At 37.5% G+C, this 17308-nt stretch carries 14 protein-coding genes; 8 read left to right on the top strand and 6 right to left on the bottom strand.

The genetic code is table 11. The annotated features are described in order from the left end of the window. The first annotated feature begins 111 nt into the window (after nt 1-111). The 3 genes from ND812_RS02450 (at nt 112) to ND812_RS02440 (ending at nt 5585) form a co-directional block, all read left to right on the top strand. Nucleotides 112-1872: a hypothetical protein gene (locus tag ND812_RS02450; protein WP_265374122.1), complete on the top strand. Its 1761-nt coding sequence runs from the start codon at nt 112-114 to the stop codon at nt 1870-1872. Between the two features lie 51 nt (nt 1873-1923). Next, nucleotides 1924-2493 carry a hypothetical protein gene (locus tag ND812_RS02445; RefSeq protein WP_265374121.1) on the top strand — a complete coding sequence of 190 codons (570 nt, stop codon included), beginning with the start codon at nt 1924-1926 and terminating at the stop codon, nt 2491-2493. A gap of 107 nt (nt 2494-2600) precedes the next feature. Beyond that, on the top strand, nt 2601-5585 hold the full coding sequence (locus ND812_RS02440) for a TonB-dependent receptor (RefSeq protein WP_265374120.1): 2985 nt from the start codon (nt 2601-2603) through the stop codon (nt 5583-5585). Nucleotides 5586-5644: 59 nt separating this feature from the next. Here the strand turns inward: ND812_RS02440 and ND812_RS02435 are convergent, their stop codons facing one another. Further along, a complete protein-coding gene (locus ND812_RS02435) occupies nt 5645-6472 on the bottom strand; it encodes a prohibitin family protein (protein ID WP_265374119.1) in 828 nt (275 codons plus the stop codon). 24 nt (nt 6473-6496) lie between these two features. Here ND812_RS02435 and ND812_RS02430 point away from each other — a divergent pair, with 24 nt between their 5' ends. Further along, nucleotides 6497-6991, top strand: a complete 495-nt coding sequence (locus tag ND812_RS02430; protein ID WP_322113637.1) for an ankyrin repeat domain-containing protein — start codon at nt 6497-6499, stop codon at nt 6989-6991. A gap of 487 nt (nt 6992-7478) precedes the next feature. Here ND812_RS02430 and ND812_RS02425 read toward each other — a convergent pair whose 3' ends face one another. From ND812_RS02425 to ND812_RS02415, 3 genes are all read right to left on the bottom strand, one after another. After that, a complete protein-coding gene (locus ND812_RS02425; protein WP_265374117.1) occupies nt 7479-7835 on the bottom strand; it encodes a GNAT family N-acetyltransferase in 357 nt (118 codons plus the stop codon). Between the two features lie 61 nt (nt 7836-7896). Next, nucleotides 7897-8466 carry a class I SAM-dependent methyltransferase gene (locus ND812_RS02420; RefSeq protein WP_265374116.1) on the bottom strand — a complete coding sequence of 190 codons (570 nt, stop codon included), beginning with the start codon at nt 8464-8466 and terminating at the stop codon, nt 7897-7899. A gap of 97 nt (nt 8467-8563) precedes the next feature. Then, entirely contained in the window at nt 8564-9256 is a 693-nt protein-coding gene (locus ND812_RS02415; protein WP_265374115.1) for a nitroreductase, read from the bottom strand. A 148-nt stretch (nt 9257-9404) separates the two neighbouring features. Between ND812_RS02415 and ND812_RS02410 the strand changes: the two genes are divergently transcribed. From ND812_RS02410 to ilvD, 4 genes are all read left to right on the top strand, one after another. Then, the gene (locus tag ND812_RS02410; protein ID WP_265374114.1) at nt 9405-9986 is read left to right on the top strand and encodes a TetR/AcrR family transcriptional regulator; all 582 of its coding nucleotides are present in this window, start codon (nt 9405-9407) and stop codon (nt 9984-9986) included. Continuing rightward, on the top strand, nt 9983-12661 hold the full coding sequence (locus tag ND812_RS02405; RefSeq protein ID WP_265374113.1) for a TonB-dependent receptor: 2679 nt from the start codon (nt 9983-9985) through the stop codon (nt 12659-12661). Before ND812_RS02410 ends, ND812_RS02405 begins: the two co-directional genes overlap by 4 nt. After that, on the top strand, nt 12658-13299 hold the full coding sequence (locus ND812_RS02400) for a hypothetical protein (RefSeq protein WP_265374112.1): 642 nt from the start codon (nt 12658-12660) through the stop codon (nt 13297-13299). Before ND812_RS02405 ends, ND812_RS02400 begins: the two co-directional genes overlap by 4 nt. Before the next feature lie 70 nt (nt 13300-13369). Further along, nucleotides 13370-15046, top strand: coding sequence for a dihydroxy-acid dehydratase (gene ilvD / locus ND812_RS02395; protein WP_265374111.1), 1677 nt, complete (start codon nt 13370-13372; stop codon nt 15044-15046). 30 nt (nt 15047-15076) lie between these two features. Here ilvD and ND812_RS02390 read toward each other — a convergent pair whose 3' ends face one another. Continuing rightward, nucleotides 15077-16102, bottom strand: a complete 1026-nt coding sequence (locus ND812_RS02390; protein WP_265374110.1) for a pirin family protein — start codon at nt 16100-16102, stop codon at nt 15077-15079. A 53-nt stretch (nt 16103-16155) separates the two neighbouring features. After that, a complete protein-coding gene (locus tag ND812_RS02385) occupies nt 16156-17304 on the bottom strand; it encodes a hypothetical protein (RefSeq protein ID WP_265374109.1) in 1149 nt (382 codons plus the stop codon). Between the last annotated feature and the right edge of the window lie 4 nt (nt 17305-17308).

The raw sequence follows: 17308 nt of genomic DNA, 5'->3' as shown, positions 1-17308 counted from the left end.
GTAACAAATAAAGAACATAGTTTCTATTGCTAGAGGGAGAATTTTTGCGAATCCCTTTCCGGGAAGACCCGCTAGCAAAACAAATTCGAATTTTTTCGAAAGAGGAACAAAATGAAAAATTCATTCAAAAAAAGCATGGTGCTTCTTTTCATCGCGATGATGGGATTCACGATGATCAATTGCCCAGGAAAGAAAAAAGATGATACTGCATTGTTTCTTGGTTTAGCAGCTTTGTTAAACCAACCAGAATACACTGTAGTTATGACAGGTACTCTAAAAACATCTGGTGGACTTCCGATCAAAGATGGAAAAGTGACAATTGCAGATTCCAGTGGAATTTTATCTAGTGGCCAATCTGCTTTATCTGACTTTACAACTTGTCAAACTAACTCATATGTAGCCGCGGCAGGAGCAGGTGCTCTTGATGGAGAATTTGTGATTAGCTTTAGATTAACCTCTTTAACAGGTAATCTAACTATGTCAGCAGTAGAAGCAGTTGGAGCAGATAATACGACAGCCTGTTCTACAGTAACAAACTTAGCTTCAACAGCTTTTACGAATTCATTAGGTGACGGAACATTAGGTGTGGATATAGACTTGAGCAACCGAACCAACGTTAATGCATTTCCCATTACGGCAGCAGGGTATTCTGTTACTGTTAAATCTGTGAATGTATTTGTAAAAGGCGAATATCCAATTGTTAGCCCAACGGTAGGAGAGAACGTATGTGATGGTCGTCGATTACTTGGAAGTCCAACTATCAAAACAGGATCTATTTCTGGTTCTGAGACTTGGTCTGGTGGTATCCTTCTCCAAGGAACTGTATTTATAGAATCTGGTGCAACAATCACAGTAACTCCAGGAACTGCCATTTTTGGACAAAGAGGATCCTCTATTTTCTTCAAACAAGGATCAAAATTAGTTTCAAATGGTACTGCTGCTGATCCTATTTGTTGGTCTTCCGCGGCGTCACTTGGTTCACGTTTTCCTGGAGATTGGGGTGGTCTTGTTGTCATTGGAACAAGTGGTGCTTCTAGAGCTTCGAACACAGAAGGAACAACGCCACAAGGTTATGGTGGGGCAATTGGCTCCGATGTTGAAAATTTGAATATGTCTTATAACATTGTTGAGTTTGCAGGGAACGAAGTGGCACCTGGAGACGAGTTAAATAACCTTTCCATTTATGCTTCTAAATCTGTGCTAAGTCACGTTCAACTTCATAGGGGTTTAGATGATGGAGTTGAGGCTTGGGGAGGATCTGGAACATGGTCAAATCTCTTAGCAACTGGTGGTTTGGATGACGACTTCGATTTAGATGAAGCATTCACAGGAACTATGACAAATTTAATTGGCCACAAATACCCATCTTCTTGTGGTGGTTCGTTCTCAACTGACCCGCATGGATTTGAGATGGACGGAACAGATGCAACAAGTGGTGCAGGCGGAACTTGTGCAGGTTCGCTTAGTCGTTGTACTAACCCAACAATTACAAATGTAACATTGATTGGAGCAGGTATTGCAGGCGGCCAAGGAATGAGATTGAGAGAAGGATTTGCAGGGACAATCAATAGAGCGATTATCTTTGGGTTTGCTGATGCTGCGGCAGTGAGTACATCAACTTCTGGAACTTATCCTGCGGTGAGTGGAACGATTGCAAATCTTGCATACGAAAATGGAAAAACAACTGCCATTACTCCAACAGGATCAACTACTATAACGACAACTCCGATTACATCTGACGGATCAACATCAAATTGTGGATTTGGAGATGCTAAACCTGACTATAGAACAATTAGTTCATTATCAGGAACGTATGTGGGTGGTGCTTCAACAGAATGGTACAGAGATTGGGCAGTTTTTAGAGCTCGATAAATATTTTAAAACTTTACCTAGTGGCCTTATCAAAGGTCACTAGGAGTTAAGATGCGTAAACTCCTTCTATTAATATCCTTATTAAGTTTTTCATTTTGTAGCCAAGAAGATTGGCGTGAACAAATGGAAGCTGAAAATCAAAAAGTTATGTTTCAAGTTGAAAAAGACCACCAAACTATTAGAGCAAATGCTTCTAATAAAGGTGATTGGGAAAAATCTTCCAAAACTAAAGAACTTGCTATCCAAAATTTTTTAAAAGAAGTCATTCAAAACAAATCACAATATGATTACTATGTGACCTGGGACGAAAAGATGTCCGTAATTTTTCCTAATACATTAGGCAAAGGTACTCTTTTGGATACAACACCATTGGTAGAGTATAAAAAAGTTTTAGAAACGAGAGAAACATTCGCAATCACAGAAATTAAAAATCGCATTCAGGATAAGGAATATAAAATCACATCAATTGATTGGGAAAAACCAAGATCTTATGGTGCTATCGTAGGACACAAACCTAAAACAATAAAGATTCAAATTGAAAATCAAGTCATAGTCCTTGATCAAATTAAAATGGTATTTGAAACAAAATCAGGTTATAAAGTGGGAGTGATTGGACCTTAGTTTTTGTAATCCGTTTGTAACAATTAGTTCACATAAACGTAACTCAATCTAATCCCCTTTTCATTTACGTACACGTAAATTCTAGAAGCTTGGCTCTGAAGGAATTTATGAAATCAATCAAAACTCTTCTTACATTATCCTTATTGGTTTTTATTTCAACTTTTGGCTTATCTGCTCAAAGTAATGGATCAATCCGAGGAACTATCATTGATTCTGAAAACGGAGAACCTGTTTTTGGCGCGACCATTGTTATACGATCTGAAAAAAAATTTGCTAAAACTGATTTTGACGGAAAATACATTTTAGAGCTACCACCAGGCACTTACCAAGTTGAATACCAAATGTATGGTTATGGTCCACAAAACAGATCTGTTGTTGTAACCGCTGGAAAACCGAGTCAAATGAATGTAACATTTGGTGCACAAGTATTACAAACTGTCGAAGTGAAAGATCGTGCCATCAATGAATCTGATGCAGCTCTATTGCAGTTACAAAAAAAATCAGCAACAGTCTCCGATTCAATTGGTGCTGAATCGATTAAAAAATCACCAGACTCATCAGCCAGTGATGTTATCAAACGGGTTACAGGAATTACAATCGTTGGTGGAAAATTTGTATTTGTTCGAGGATTAGGTGAAAGATATTCATCTACTTATTTAAATGATGCATATATTCCGTCAACAGAACCGGATAAACGAGTTGTTCCTTTAGATTTATTTCCAGCTTCTTTAATCAAAAATATTAGAGTGATTAAATCTTTTGTTCCAGAAGAGTCAGGCGAATTTTCAGGTGGTTTAGTCAAAATTGAAACCAAGGAATACCCTGACCAACTAACAGTAAATTTTGGAATGGGTGTTGGATACAATTCCAACACAACTCGCAATAAATGGTTAACGTTTAAAGGTGGCGATTTCTTTGGAAGACCAACTGCAAACCAAGAGCTTCCCTCTGCAGTAAAAGCTGTTCCAGAATTTTTGCCGTTTGAACCTGGATCGCGTTTTGGTGGTCTGAACCCAACGCTTGTTAATGTTGGTGGGGTTACCTTTCCTTCTCAATGGTCACCTGATCAAACAAAAGCACCTTATGATAAAAATTTTAATTTTACAATCGGTAATACATTCAAATTAACTGAATCGGGACAACGATTGGGTGTAATTTTTGGAACAACTCATTCTGTTGACTATCGATTCAAAAGACAAAAAGATGTACGTTATATTCCTGGTAACCCAGTTAACCTTGCTGTAAAAGAGTTAACGACAGTTACTCCATTGCAAACGCAAGATGCTGATATCTATTTAGAAGAAAGGCTTTTCGGTAATAATTTAAACTTGGCGTATGAACCGACAGCTGGACAACAATTCTTTCTAAAGAATTTTTACTCAGTTTCTTCTGAAAAATCAGTAAGAGAGTCCGTTGGAACAAATAATATTGATAGTTTTCAATTTTTTTCCCAAACAAATGATTTCATCAGCCGTCAACTTTTCAATACTAGTTTCGGTGGTAAACATGCTATCAATTTGGGTTCGATGAGTCGACCTCATACATTAGATTGGCAAATGAATTATGGTGAAGCAAAACGTGATGAACCAAATTTAACACAACAAGTATGGAGAAGGCCTCAAACGAGCCCAGTTACAACCATTCCAACAAGACTTGGAAATAACCCCGATGGATCCAGATTCTACTCAACATCGAATGACACAGTGAGAAGTTTCAGTGTAGCTTATGAAATTCCATTTGATCAGTGGAATGGGTTAAAATCTTCATTTAAATTTGGTGGTTCCGCACTCGATCGATTTAAGTCGTTTACCTTTAGAGAATTTGGTTCTAAATCTAATATTGGAACAGGAACTGGTGATCTTTACTTAGTACCAGGAGAAATCACATATAACCCTATTGAATTCTTAAGAACTAATAGTTCCGGACTTGCTAACCGAACATTTTCGGAAAGACAAGTGGAACCAAATGCTTACGACGCCTACCAGAAGTTACATTCTTACTTCTCTCAATTTGATTTACCATTGTTTCCAAAATTCCGATTCATTGGTGGTGCTCGTTATGAAGACTCCTACCAAAAAGTAAAAACATTTGTTTTAAAAGAACAATTTGATGTGAGAAGACCGGGATATGGTTGTGACGTTGGATCCGAAGGCGAAAGAATTCTATTAGTTAAGAATAATATTTGCTCTGCTGATAATAATGGTGTTGGAGAGATTCGAACTAAGGATGTTTTACCTAGTGTAAATTTAGTATATGAATTCCTTCAGGATCAAAATTTACGATTTGGTTATTCTCAAACTCTTACAAGACCAGATTTTAGAGAATTATCACCTTTTGCCTTTACACCATATTTTGGTGGTGATAGAATTCGTGGTAATCCAAACCTTCAAAGAACATATATTCATAACTTTGATTTTCGTTATGAATATTTCATGGGTGGCTCAAACTATGTTGGAGCTGGTGCTTTTATCAAAGATTTATCCAATCCGATTGAGTTAATTGGACAACCGGTTGCTGGTCAAATTTCTCCATTTTTTACTTATGCAAATGCAAGTCGCGCTACCATTCGTGGTGTTGAGTTAGATTTTAGGAGAGAGTTTTTCGATAAATTTAGATTTGAAACAAATGTCTTCTTCATCAAATCACTTGTTAATGTGATTTCATGGGAACAATACACAGTAGCTAAAGCTGGTCTTTTGGATCCGATTGATAGAAGTTTTTCCTATGATCCTACCAATATAAGAAGACCTCTACAAGGACAGTCTGATTTTGTAGCAAATCTTAAATTCGATATTTTCCTAAATAAATTGAAAACGACAACATTAGGTTTTTACTATAATTACTTTGGCGATCGAATTTTCGTAGTGGGGGCGAATGGAACACCTGATGCTTACGAAAGAGGGGTTGGTTTAACAGATATCGTTTTTTCACATAGAATGGATGATAAACTCGATTTCAAATTTGCTGCGAAAAACGTTACAGACCAAAGGTTTAAAATCTATGTTAAAGATGAATTGCTAAACGATGAGAAACTCTTTCGTTCCTACAGAGAAGGTGTTTCCTTTTCTATGTCAGCTAGTTATCGATTTTAAAATCAAATCCAATTCACCAAACCCCGCATAAGTGGGGTTTGGATTTGATCCAATTCTTTTTATTTTCCCTCTGTATTCACAATAATAGGCAATCCATCTTTCCCGTTCGGTACGAATATCAATTTATTATTTGGATTTTCCATTGCTTTGAGCTGGATGTATTTTGGAGTTAATGAATCAGATATCATCTTTTGGGCTTTGGCCTGAGCTTCTGCTTCAATTAACACTGCTTTGGCTTTACCATCAGCTGTGATTTGTTGGATTTCAGCATCACGTTTGGCAATGTTGATTTCAAACTTCATCTGCTCTTGTTCTTGTTGTTTTGTGAGTTTACTTTCGATCGCTTTTAATATCGAAGGACTATATTCAACATCATCAATGATTACATCATCAATTTCGACATGTTTAAATTTCAATTTTTCAGTTAAAGATTTTTTAATCTGCGCGGAAACATTGGGAGTCTCTTTCGATATCGATACCATATTATAAGCTGAGAGTATATTTCGAATTGCTGTTCTGAACTGGGGTTTGACTACCTTGTCGTAATAGTCCCTACCTATCTCCATTTCTAATTCGTAAATTTCATTTTGAATGGGTCGTATGATGATATTGGCAGTCACAGTGATTGTCAAATCGTCACGAGTCAATACCTCAACCTTTTCTTGGTAACTGCTCCATTGGATTGAGTAAACGTAGACACTGTTCCAAGGCATATATGTTTGTACGCGAGACTCCAAAGGTTTTTGACTGAGACCGGAGCTATAAGGCCTCCACATCAGCCCAACCTCACCTGGGTTGATGATCGAAATACAAGAGATGAATATCATCCCAAGTAACAAAACAGGAACGAACTGGAAACTTAGCAGAAAAATGGATCGACGTTTCATAGTTAAACTATTAGACTAAAACAGATGTTCCAAATCTTATCGAGCCGAATTTTCAAAAATATCTTTCCATTTCTCATAATTTTTCTAATCGCTGTGGTTGGGAATGGGTGTGTGGAGGATGAAACTGTCGTTAAAAATCCTCCAAGCCTGGAATTACGTCTCTTCCATGCGGTTGAAAAAGGGAATTTAGAAGAAGTCAGATCTTTATTAGCCCAAGGAGTTTCCATCAATGCAAAAGATTCACTCGGAAATTCCTCGCTCATCAAAGCTGTTGATGAGGAAGAAATGGAGTTGGCAAAGTTTCTGATCCAAAAAGGAGCAAACGTAAACCTTCGCAATACAATGGGTGAAACAGCTCTTTACCGAGCCGTGTTCCGTGGTAACTTGGACCTTGTTAAACTTTTAGTAAAAGCGGGAGCTGAGACAAAGGCAAAAACAGTAGGCGGAGTTAGTATTTTAGAACTAGCAGAAGAACGTGGAGAAGAGGGCATTTTGAAGTATTTGGAAAGTATAAGATAAAATTTACAAATATTTCAAGTCAATTGCCGGAAGATTCATACAAACAACGATTTTATCTATTAAATTTGAATTTAGTTCAAACTTAAGAATGTTTTCGTAAAAAACAGGAGGTATCCTAACAAACAAATCGTCACGGAAACTAAACTGACAACAATTAACAATGGTTTTTTCAAATTAAACATATTTCACTTCTTAAATTTAACATAAAATAGATGTTAAATCTAACGAATATGAGATCGGAACTAGTCATTTAATTTCAATTAAAATTTTATTTCATAGATTAAAAATAAATTAGAAGTTTCTAATGTTCCGTTAGATGATAGGGTATATGATTCCTTGAAATGCGAAGATTCAATTTCCATGGAAATAACTAATTTTTACCAATCATTTGACAAAAATAGAATAACAAATAATAAACCATGGTCGGCTTATGAGTACAAAATGAACTCATGTCGATAGTTTTTGGTGTGGATTTAATTTTTAGGTATTAAAGGTAATTGGTAGGTAATGGTAGGACCATTTTTTGAATTTGTTTACTTCCGATTTTATGATAAAACTCCTTTGCACCTTCATTAAAGTCACTAGCAATCCAGCTTATATCGGATGCGTTCATTTCTTTTGCAATGGTAAGAAGAGAATTCATTAGGTTTTTGCCTAAACCAAATCCTCTATCAATTTGCTCTACATAAAGATCATTAAACCTTGTTTTTCTTATGATTTCTTTGTTAGTTGTAACCAATCCCAAAGAATCTCCTAAGTTCCGATCAAATTCTGCTTTATTGATAATGAATTGGAAAATGTGATCAATATCCAATTCATTGGCTTCTCTAATTTTAAAATTCATCGTCTTTCAGATTCAATGTAAATTTCATAAGTTCAAACTACATGATTAAATTGATTCACATTTAAATCTTTCGAAGTACTAACCTGACAATACTTGCTTTGCCTCTATGGAAAGGACTTTCATTGAGTTCAGTTTCAAGTGTTTCTTCATACTCAACATTCATTTCTGAAAAATCCATTCTTAGATCTTTTAGTTGGTATAACATATCGGGGTCTTTTGGTCCACCTGAAGTATACTTTAATTGTTCAGGAGAAAAACCTTCTAACAGTAAAAGACCACCTGGTTTTAAAGTTCGTACACAATTTCGATGAACAGTTGTTCGTATCGATTTATGAAAATGACTATAAATCAGTGCGACCATATCCATTTGTTCGGGTGCGTAAGGATACGTTAATGCATCAGAAATTTCATAATGGAAAGTGACATTTTTTTCTTTAGCTAATTGGATGGCTTTTTGTCTTCCCGCTTCTGACTGGTCAAATGCAAACACATCCCAACCAAGACTTGCAGCAAAAACTGCATTCCTTCCTTCACCTTCACAAGGAAAAAGGATTTTTCCTTTTTTTAAATTGGGAAGTCGAGAACGTAAAAACTCATTCGGTTCTTTTCCATAAATATATTCTTCGCTCACATAACGTTCGTTCCAGAAATCTTTGTTATACATACTCAACCAACTTTTGATTTGTTATAGTATCATATACCAAAGATTCAGAATCCAAAATGATTTTTTAATAGAATCGAATTAAATCAGAGGCTTCTTCTCTCGGTGTATGGTATCGATTCAAATCCGAATCTGCTTTTGGATAACCAATGCTTAAACCCATAATCACTTTTTCTTCTTTCGGCAGATCCAGTGTTTCACGAACCACTTCAGGGAAAGCACCTAATGCAGCTTGTGGGCAAGTTCCAAGTCCTTCTTCTCGCGCAAGAAGCAAAACAGATTGTAGGAAACAACCCAGATCAATTCCGACAAAAAAATTAAGATCAAATTTGGATGTGATAAAAACGGCGGTGGGTGCTCCAAAAAAACTAAAGTTACGAAGCATAAATTGGTCTCTTGCTTCCTTGTCTTTACGATCGATGCCAGCAACTCCATATATTTTCATACCCAAATCAAACATTCGTTTTTTGGCATCACTAGGATAAGATTCTGGCCAAGAAGTCTCGGGAGTAGGTGCAGATTCCTTTGCAGTTTTTGTTAGTTTTTCTGCGAGTAGTTCTTTTTTGGCTCCATTGACAATGTGAACCTTCCAAGGTTGGGAGTTTTTCCAACTGGGACTTCTTAAAGATGTTTCAAAAATTCTCTTTAGAATTTCCTCTGGAATTGGTTTTGGATCATATTCTCGGATGCTATGACGAGTGTTCATTGCTTCGGAAACAGTTTTTGATACTTCATGAATGGAGATTAATTCTTGGTTCATCGTACACCTAAAGAAAACATACATACCAGTCGGTATGTATTTGCAAGGATTTTTTATGTGCGAACTTCTAGTTTGGAACAAAAAAATTGAACAGACTAGTCGGTGTATTTCTTGATTGGATTTTGTTTATCCTCATTTTAGGACAGAAATGAAGAAGGAACCGACTAAATTACGTCTCTTGGCTGTCAGCCGAAACCTTTTTCTAAAACAAGGGTATTCAGAAACTGGTTTGAACCAAATTGTTGATGAGGCAAAAACGGTGAAGGCAAGTTTGTACCAACATTTTTCGTCAAAGGAAGAGTTGGGAAAAGAAGTCCTCAAAATTTATTCGGACGAAAATCTAAATTTACTCAAAACCTTAATGAAACGAAATCCAAAACCTTTAGACTTCATCAAAGCTTGGGTGCGAATCCTTTCCAGGGAAGCTCGGATGTCACAATTATTTGGTTGTGGAATGGCAAATTTTCGTGCCCAAATCAATTCTGAAGAAGTTCACATTCGCTCTGAAATTGAAAGGATCGCCAACCAAACGATCGAATGTTTATCTGAATTTCTGCAAAATTCAATCCAAAATGGATATATTTCAAAGAAGGTGGACCCAAATTCACTCGCAAAACAGTTGTTTATTGTGTATGAAGGGGTATTGCAGAGTTACAGATTATTAGATGATAAAAAATCATTAGACGAACTATATAAAATCGCTGAAAACTTAATCCCTATCTCAGAATGAAATCTATCATTTTTCACTCCACAATCCGATTGATTGTCTTGTTTCTTTTTGTCTCTACGATTGGAACAATTCCGGTTTTTGCAGAAGGAAATTTAGAAGTTTCAATCCAAATTGTAAAATCTAATTCAGGGAAACCAGTTCCAAATGCAGTAGTGATTTCGAAAAAAGGAAAAACAAGTGGTATCTCAAATGCAGAAGGGATCGCCAAACTACAGTTTCCTGAACCAGGTTATTATGAGATCAAAGTTTCCACTGCTGATAGAACCGAATCGTTATTCCGTGAAGTTCGTTTCAAAGGACAGGTGATTCTTGTTTCAATCTCGGAGACAAATCTCTCAGGAATCGTGGTGAGTGGTGAAAGGGATAAAACTCCACTCTCTCGGTATGGCCTTGTCCAAGAAGAAATCAAACGTTTACCTGGAGTTTCGGGTGATTCCTTAAAAGCCTTACAAACCGTTCCTGGTGTTGTCATTGGTGCACCAGTTGGAATTTTGCCATCTGTATTTACCAATATAGGAACCAATTTACTCACAGGAAATCCCTACTCCAATAGTGAAAGGGGAGACTTATCCTTACGAGGTGGAGGTACCAGACAAAACCAATACTATTTTGATGGGTTCCCTCTTCCTTATCCTTTCCATTTGGGCAACCAATCCTCTGTATTAAATAATAATTTAATCAAATCATTTGACGTATATACAGGTGCATTTCCAGCAAAGTATGGTTATGCGACTGGAGGGATCATTGCCATTGAAGGTACTGATCGAGTGGATGAGAATAAAACAATCATCAATGTAAATTTATTTTTATCTGATATTTATAACCAAACAAAAGTATTACCTGGTCTTGCCATGATCAGTTCTGGACGAAAAAATTATCCCAACTTAGTGCTTCTCCAAGCATACCCACAAGGGATTCCTGATGATGCCAAATTTGCAGAATACCATGATTACCAATGGAAATTGATTTGGGATGTTCATTCAGACCATCGAATCACATTCCAAACATTTGGAACGAGAGATAGACAAGCATACACAAAAGCACAGGCCGATTTAGAAAGAGGTGGTGGAGACCCACGACCACCGACTGGCCTTGACAGAATGTTCCGAACTGATGCTGTGCGTTATGTTTGGAAAGGGAAATCGTTTCGAAATACATTGTCTTATTCACGTACATGGTTTGATGAATTTTTTGAACTCCGATTCACAAATCCTCTCACAGCAGAAAATATTTTCGGATTACAAAATAGAACCTCTGATACCATCACTTACGTACAAAATTCATTTGAGTGGGAATTATGGGAGGAACACTTAAAATTTGAAGCTGGTGTTCAGGGTCGATTTCGTGAGACAACTTTAAAAGGTGAAAATATTTCGTCTTACAACCGTTTGTTTTACAATATTTTTAACGACTTGTTGAATTCCAATGCAGCGTTTCGTTCTGTGATCGATGGTGATCGAATTCGTTACCGTGAAAAGTCTGCCTATGCAGAATTCCAATTGAAGTATGGAGGATTTCGTTTCACACCTGGTGCAAGAGTAGACAATTATTCAGGAAGTAATGAGAGTAATTTAGCACCTAGAATTACAGCTGGTTATGTATTTGATTCAACGAAGACAAGTATTATGGCTGGGCATGGGATTCATTATAATGCACCTGTTTCAGTTGAGGCCTTATCAAAAAAATCCGGGAATCCAAATTTATTCATGGAGAGAGCAGAGCATAATTCTTTGGGAATCAGCCAGGAATTTGCAAACAATTGGCAAATTAAAATCGAAGGTTTTCGGAATATATTCCAAAACATCATTGTTCCGGATGCTTATATAGTCGATCCTTATGCACTCAATAATGATACACGTATCTTCGTAAATGAGACGGCAAAAGTTCTAGCCAATCCAATTACTCCTAAAAATTTAAATTACTCTAACGCTGGTTATGGGTATTCTGAAGGAGTGGAGATTTTTTTGAAGAAAACAAGAGACCCAAGAGAACAATCAGGATTGTTTGGATGGATTTCTTATACCAATTCGATTACAAAACGTATCAATAACCAATCGAGACTTACAAGTGATGAGACAAGGAATCGAACCTTACAAAACAGTTCTAGAACCTTATTGGCACAAACGAAACTTGGTACTAATTACATAAACTATTATGATGATAATAATTTAGAGATCATCTACAATAATGACAAACAAGAATTGTACGACCTCGATAGAACTCATATTCTAAACTTAGTTTTCGGCTATAAATTTAATCCAGAATGGATGATTGGTGGACGCCTTCGTTATTTTTCTGGAACTCCATACACTCCCATAACAGGAGCTACACGAGCAAGCCAGGCAGCAACATTTGGACTCAATCTATATTTTCCTAATTATTCAGGAAATTATAATAGTGATCGTTTTTTACCATTCCACCAATTTGATTTGCGCATTGACCGCATTGAAAACTATTCATGGGGTTATATCAACACTTACATTGAATTTGTGAATTTTTATGGTCGGAGAAACCAAGCAGGTTTCGAATTTGATAATACTAAAAATTACCAACGAAACCAAAATCCAAGCCCTACTTATGATACAGTGAACTCTCCTTACATTGTATCCCAAACACCCAATGGAAAGATGGCCATCATTCCTCTAATCAATATAGGGATGGAGGTGAGATTTTGAAACAGTTGTTCATCATCGTAATATGTATCATGACACTTCCATCCTGTTTTGAAAGTGGAAAGGATGTGCAAAATAGGAAGGAGGAACAACAAACTTGGATCCTAACAACATTGTATTGGCAAAGGAATTCTGGCAATTGTATCAAACTTGATTCGAATACGAATTCTAGAACTTGTAGCCGAAGACCATTAGGAATTTGTAATGTGAACCAACTCATTGTGACACAGGCAGAAGTTAATTTTCTCCTAAACGAAACAAAAAACTTACAAAACCGTGTCCCAGATTGCCAAGAATCAATTTTACAATCGGGAATTTTAAATACAAAGGCAACCACAAACGCAAATACAGACAGCTTTAAAACTAGATACGGATTTACCATAACGGAATCCTGTGAAGTTGCTGGCGTTCAACCTGCAGTAGGAACACAACTAGCCAGTTTTGTTCAAATCCAATGGTTGGAATCGGCAAGAGGTAAAATTGCAAAAGCAGCAAAAGCGATTGTTGCGAATGGATTTTTGCCCCAATCATCTCGAGATAAGGCTAACAGTTGTTTGCAAATAGAATTTTTAGAATGGGAAAAAGATTTAGCCCAAGCGAACAACGACAACAAAATCCTGATCGAAATGTCACTACCTTAAAATTGAAAATCCGCTTTCCTTTCTCTAAGACTCTACCATTTTGACTTTAATCCCAAGGAAATTGTAAATTATGAGTTTGAATCGATACAGCCGCGTTTTAACCCAAGATGAATCTCTCCCAGCATCCCAAGCCATGATCATTGGTTCAGGAGTTCCCTACGAAGATTTAAACAAACCTTTTATAGGCATAGGTAGTACAGGTTTTGATGGGAATCCTTGTAACATGCATTTGACAACACTTGCTGCCTTACAAAAAAAAAGTGTCATCGATACAAAACAAATGGTTGGTCTACTCTTCAATACAATTGGTGTGAGTGACGGAATTACCAATGGAAATGATGGGATGCGTTTTTCCCTTCCTTCAAGAGAAATCATTGCTGATTCTATCGAAACAATTTCTGGAGCTCATTTTTATGATGGGATCATATTCACTGCTGGTTGTGATAAAAATATGCCAGGTGCTATCATGGCGATGGCTCGTCTCAACCGTCCTGCCATTATGGTGTACGGTGGAACCATCAATGGTGGTCACTTTAAAGGTGAGAAATTAAATATTGTATCGGCTTTTGAAGCTTACGGTAAAAAAATTAACGGGAAAATTTCCGAAGAAGATTTTAAAGAAGTCATCAAAAATTCATGCCCAGGCCCTGGAGCTTGTGGAGGGATGTACACAGCTAACACTATGGCAACTGCCATTGAAGTGATGGGATTGAGTTTACCATACAGTTCGTCTTCTCCTGCACGAAGTGAAGAAAAAAAGAAAGAATGCCAAGAGATTGGAAAGTATATGTACAATCTTTTAGAAAAAGACATCAAACCTTCCGATATCATCACTCCAAAATCAATACTCAATGCTTTACGTGTCATCACCATCCTTGGTGGTTCTACAAATGCAGCTCTCCATATGATCGCCATTGCACGTACGATGGGAATCAATTTGGACCTCGACCAAATCCAAAAGGTAACGGATACAACACCACTTCTTGCTGACATGAAACCAAGTGGAAAGTATTTGATGGAAGATCTGTTTGCGATTGGTGGGACTCCTGCCATCATGAAATTTATGCTGAAAGAAGGAATGTTAGATGGTTCTTGTATGACAGTTACAGGAAAAACCATTGCAGAAAATTTGGAATCACTTCCAGACCTTCCAAATGACCAAGACTTACTCCGACCAGTGAGTAACCCCATTAAAAAAGAAGGCCACATACAAGTGTTATATGGTAACATCGCCAAAAAAGGTGCAGTTGCAAAAATCACTGGTCATGAAGGGGAAATGTTTGAAGGGAAAGCCATCTGTTTTGATTCCGAAGTGGAGGCAAACGAAGGTATCCGAGATGGGAAAGTGAAACCTGGCCATGTGGTTGTGATTCGTTATGTGGGTCCTAAAGGTGGACCAGGGATGCCTGAGATGTTAAAACCAACCTCTGCCATCATTGGAGCAGGCCTTGGTGATAATGTAGCCCTCATCACTGATGGAAGGTTTTCTGGAGGAAGCCATGGATTTGTGGTAGGTCATATTACTCCCGAAGCGATGGAAGGGGGAGAAATTGCATTGGTGGAAGACGGTGATGTTATCTCCATTGATGCACGTACGAACAAATTAGATGTAAAAGTGAGTGCGGAAGAACTAGAAAAACGCCGTGCCAAATGGAAAAAACCACCTTACAGGGTGACTAGTGGTTATCTGTGGAAGTACATCCAGATGGTGAAGGATGCAAGTACTGGTTGTTTGACGGACCGGTAATTTTACCGATCCTTTGTACTCACAGATTTATTAATTTGAATTTGTGGGTGTTTCTTCTTTCCCGTTTGCGTGTTTGGCAAACCTGCCTTTGCCAACATGCACGGGATCATATGAGTCCCAAGGCCAACCACCAAACTGAGTCCTGCGGTAATCATCAAACGCTTGTTGGATTTCCTCTTGTTTGTTCATTACAAATGGTCCATATTGGACAACGGGTTCTGCAATTGGTTTTCCTTCCAAGATCAGAATCCTTCCAGCTTCCGAACCATTTCTAATTTCAATCGTCTCGTCTGCTTTTAAGTTGTACATATGTTTTCCAGGTACTTGGGTTCCATCGACAACGAGTCCTTCACCACGGAAATAATATACGTTACGGTTGTTTTCTTTTGAAGTTGCTGGTATCACAAATTGAACTTCTGGGTCCAGATCCAAAATGTAAATTCCCACTTCGTTTGCATTATCTGCTGCCCATGAATTGGGCGGTGGGTCTAATGCTTTGTCACCAAACAAAGAACCTGCAACCGTTTTGATTTTGACCTTTTTATGATTTGAATCAGATAAAATTTTTATAGGTATATCTTCGTTCCAAAACATTTTGAAATGTGGGTCAACAAACTTATGTTTAGCGGGTAAATTGAGCCAGATTTGGAAAAGTTCAAGGGTGTTTTCTTCTGATTCATTGATGAGTGGAAACATCTCAGAATGTTGGATCCCCGCTCCTGCCGTCATCCACTGCACATCACCATCACCATATCGGCCAGCAGCTCCCTGTGAATCTGCGTGGTCAACCAAACCACGCTGAACAACTGTTACAGTTTCAAATCCTCTATGTGGGTGACCAGGAAAACCAGGAATGGTCTCTCCATGATACATCCTCCAACCGTCCTTTCCAACAAAATCTTGTCCAATCTGGCGTCCTTGTAAGGATGCATTGGGACCAAATTTTCCATTGCCGTTGGGATAAAAATCTTCGTGGTGTACGCAGAACAAAAATGGGTCAGAAGTTGGCCATTGGAAGTCTAGTTTTTGAGCATATAGTATGGATTTGTGTTTCATTTTGTCCTATCACAAAAGGGATCACCCTCTAATGATAAGACAAGGAAACGATGTCAAAAGTTTTTAACAAGAGATACATTCACACCAAAAGATCCAAATTCTTTGGAACTTTGTGAAGAATTTAGATCTGGCACAGAGCTGAGTTCCACAGGAGTTTTTCCTTGGCCTAAATTAAATCCAGTTACTTCCGAAACACTAAAAGAGGAAATTTGATAAAAACCACCATATTTGATTCCCAAAGTATCAAAAACTTTCCACACAAGTCCCATCTCCAAGGAGACCGAGGCACCACCTAGTCCACGCATCAATCCTTCTTTCGATTGGAATGCAGTTAAATCAGTTTTGGAAACAGGCGAGCTAAAAACAACTTGGTTACTTGCATTTAAACTACCTGTGGAAGATGTTTCAATTCCATAACTTAATAGTTTTAGTTGGCCAGCAAAGATTGTTAAATCTCCAATCATGTAAAAATTGAGCCAATCCGTGATGGATGCAGCAAAACCATAATTCATTCCATAATTTTTTGTTCTAAATTCTACAGAACCTGTTGAGAACGCATAACCTTCTGTTACAGTTTGATCGCCAGTTCGTAAAAATGGAAATTTTAATTGGAAGGATTGAAATGGGCCTCTGGATGATAATTCAGAATAACTGAAACTAAATTCAGAAGATGTAGAATCAGTTAAATAGTTAATGGGTCCTAAACCGATTTTAAATCCAACTTCATTCACACCTGATCTAACTTTATCATTTAGGTAAAGGCCATTTGTACTAAAACTAGTTCTTGAATCGTTGTATTGTTCTCCTTTCGCATAAACAAATCCGATAAAAAAATCTTCTGAAAATTGATGAGAGTATTTAATGCGTGGTGAAATTGTGGAGGTTGGTCTTGATTCCGCACTCTCTGTGATAATACCTGGAGGGTTTAAATTATTTGTTGTGTTGCTGCTGTTCACAAAACTGGAAGCGACACGTGCAGAGTTGAGAATACTGGAGACTGATTGTGGTCCACCTTCGGAAGGAGTTTGCACAAATTCACCAGCAAGTTCTAATACAGCAAGTCTCGATCCAAAAAACGATTTTTTGGGAGTGGGACTCGCGGGAGGATTTGGTTCTTGAGTTGGTTCGGCAACTGGTTGTGCCACCAATGGAAGAGAGAAGAATAAAATGATGATAAGGTGAAAAAACAGTGTACTTCGCATTCTT

The sequence above is a fragment of the Leptospira limi genome (genome assembly GCF_026151395.1).
GTDB classification, from domain to species: domain Bacteria; phylum Spirochaetota; class Leptospiria; order Leptospirales; family Leptospiraceae; genus Leptospira_A; species Leptospira_A limi.
Note: the sequence above shows the minus strand (reverse complement) of the source record. Positions and strands in the feature narration are given on the sequence as shown.

Coding starts and splice junctions, on each gene's coding strand:
- ND812_RS02410 (WP_265374114.1), top strand. CDS start 9,405: ATGAAGAAGGAACCGACTAAATTACGTCTCTTGGCTGTCAGCCGAAAC.
- ND812_RS02445 (WP_265374121.1), top strand. CDS start 1,924: ATGCGTAAACTCCTTCTATTAATATCCTTATTAAGTTTTTCATTTTGT.
- ND812_RS02415 (WP_265374115.1), bottom strand. CDS start 9,256: ATGAACCAAGAATTAATCTCCATTCATGAAGTATCAAAAACTGTTTCC.
- ND812_RS02435 (WP_265374119.1), bottom strand. CDS start 6,472: ATGAAACGTCGATCCATTTTTCTGCTAAGTTTCCAGTTCGTTCCTGTT.
- ND812_RS02385 (WP_265374109.1), bottom strand. CDS start 17,304: ATGCGAAGTACACTGTTTTTTCACCTTATCATCATTTTATTCTTCTCT.
- ND812_RS02430 (WP_322113637.1), top strand. CDS start 6,497: ATGTTCCAAATCTTATCGAGCCGAATTTTCAAAAATATCTTTCCATTT.
- ND812_RS02425 (WP_265374117.1), bottom strand. CDS start 7,835: ATGAATTTTAAAATTAGAGAAGCCAATGAATTGGATATTGATCACATT.
- ND812_RS02405 (WP_265374113.1), top strand. CDS start 9,983: ATGAAATCTATCATTTTTCACTCCACAATCCGATTGATTGTCTTGTTT.
- ND812_RS02390 (WP_265374110.1), bottom strand. CDS start 16,102: ATGAAACACAAATCCATACTATATGCTCAAAAACTAGACTTCCAATGG.
- ilvD (WP_265374111.1), top strand. CDS start 13,370: ATGAGTTTGAATCGATACAGCCGCGTTTTAACCCAAGATGAATCTCTC.
- ND812_RS02450 (WP_265374122.1), top strand. CDS start 112: ATGAAAAATTCATTCAAAAAAAGCATGGTGCTTCTTTTCATCGCGATG.
- ND812_RS02440 (WP_265374120.1), top strand. CDS start 2,601: ATGAAATCAATCAAAACTCTTCTTACATTATCCTTATTGGTTTTTATT.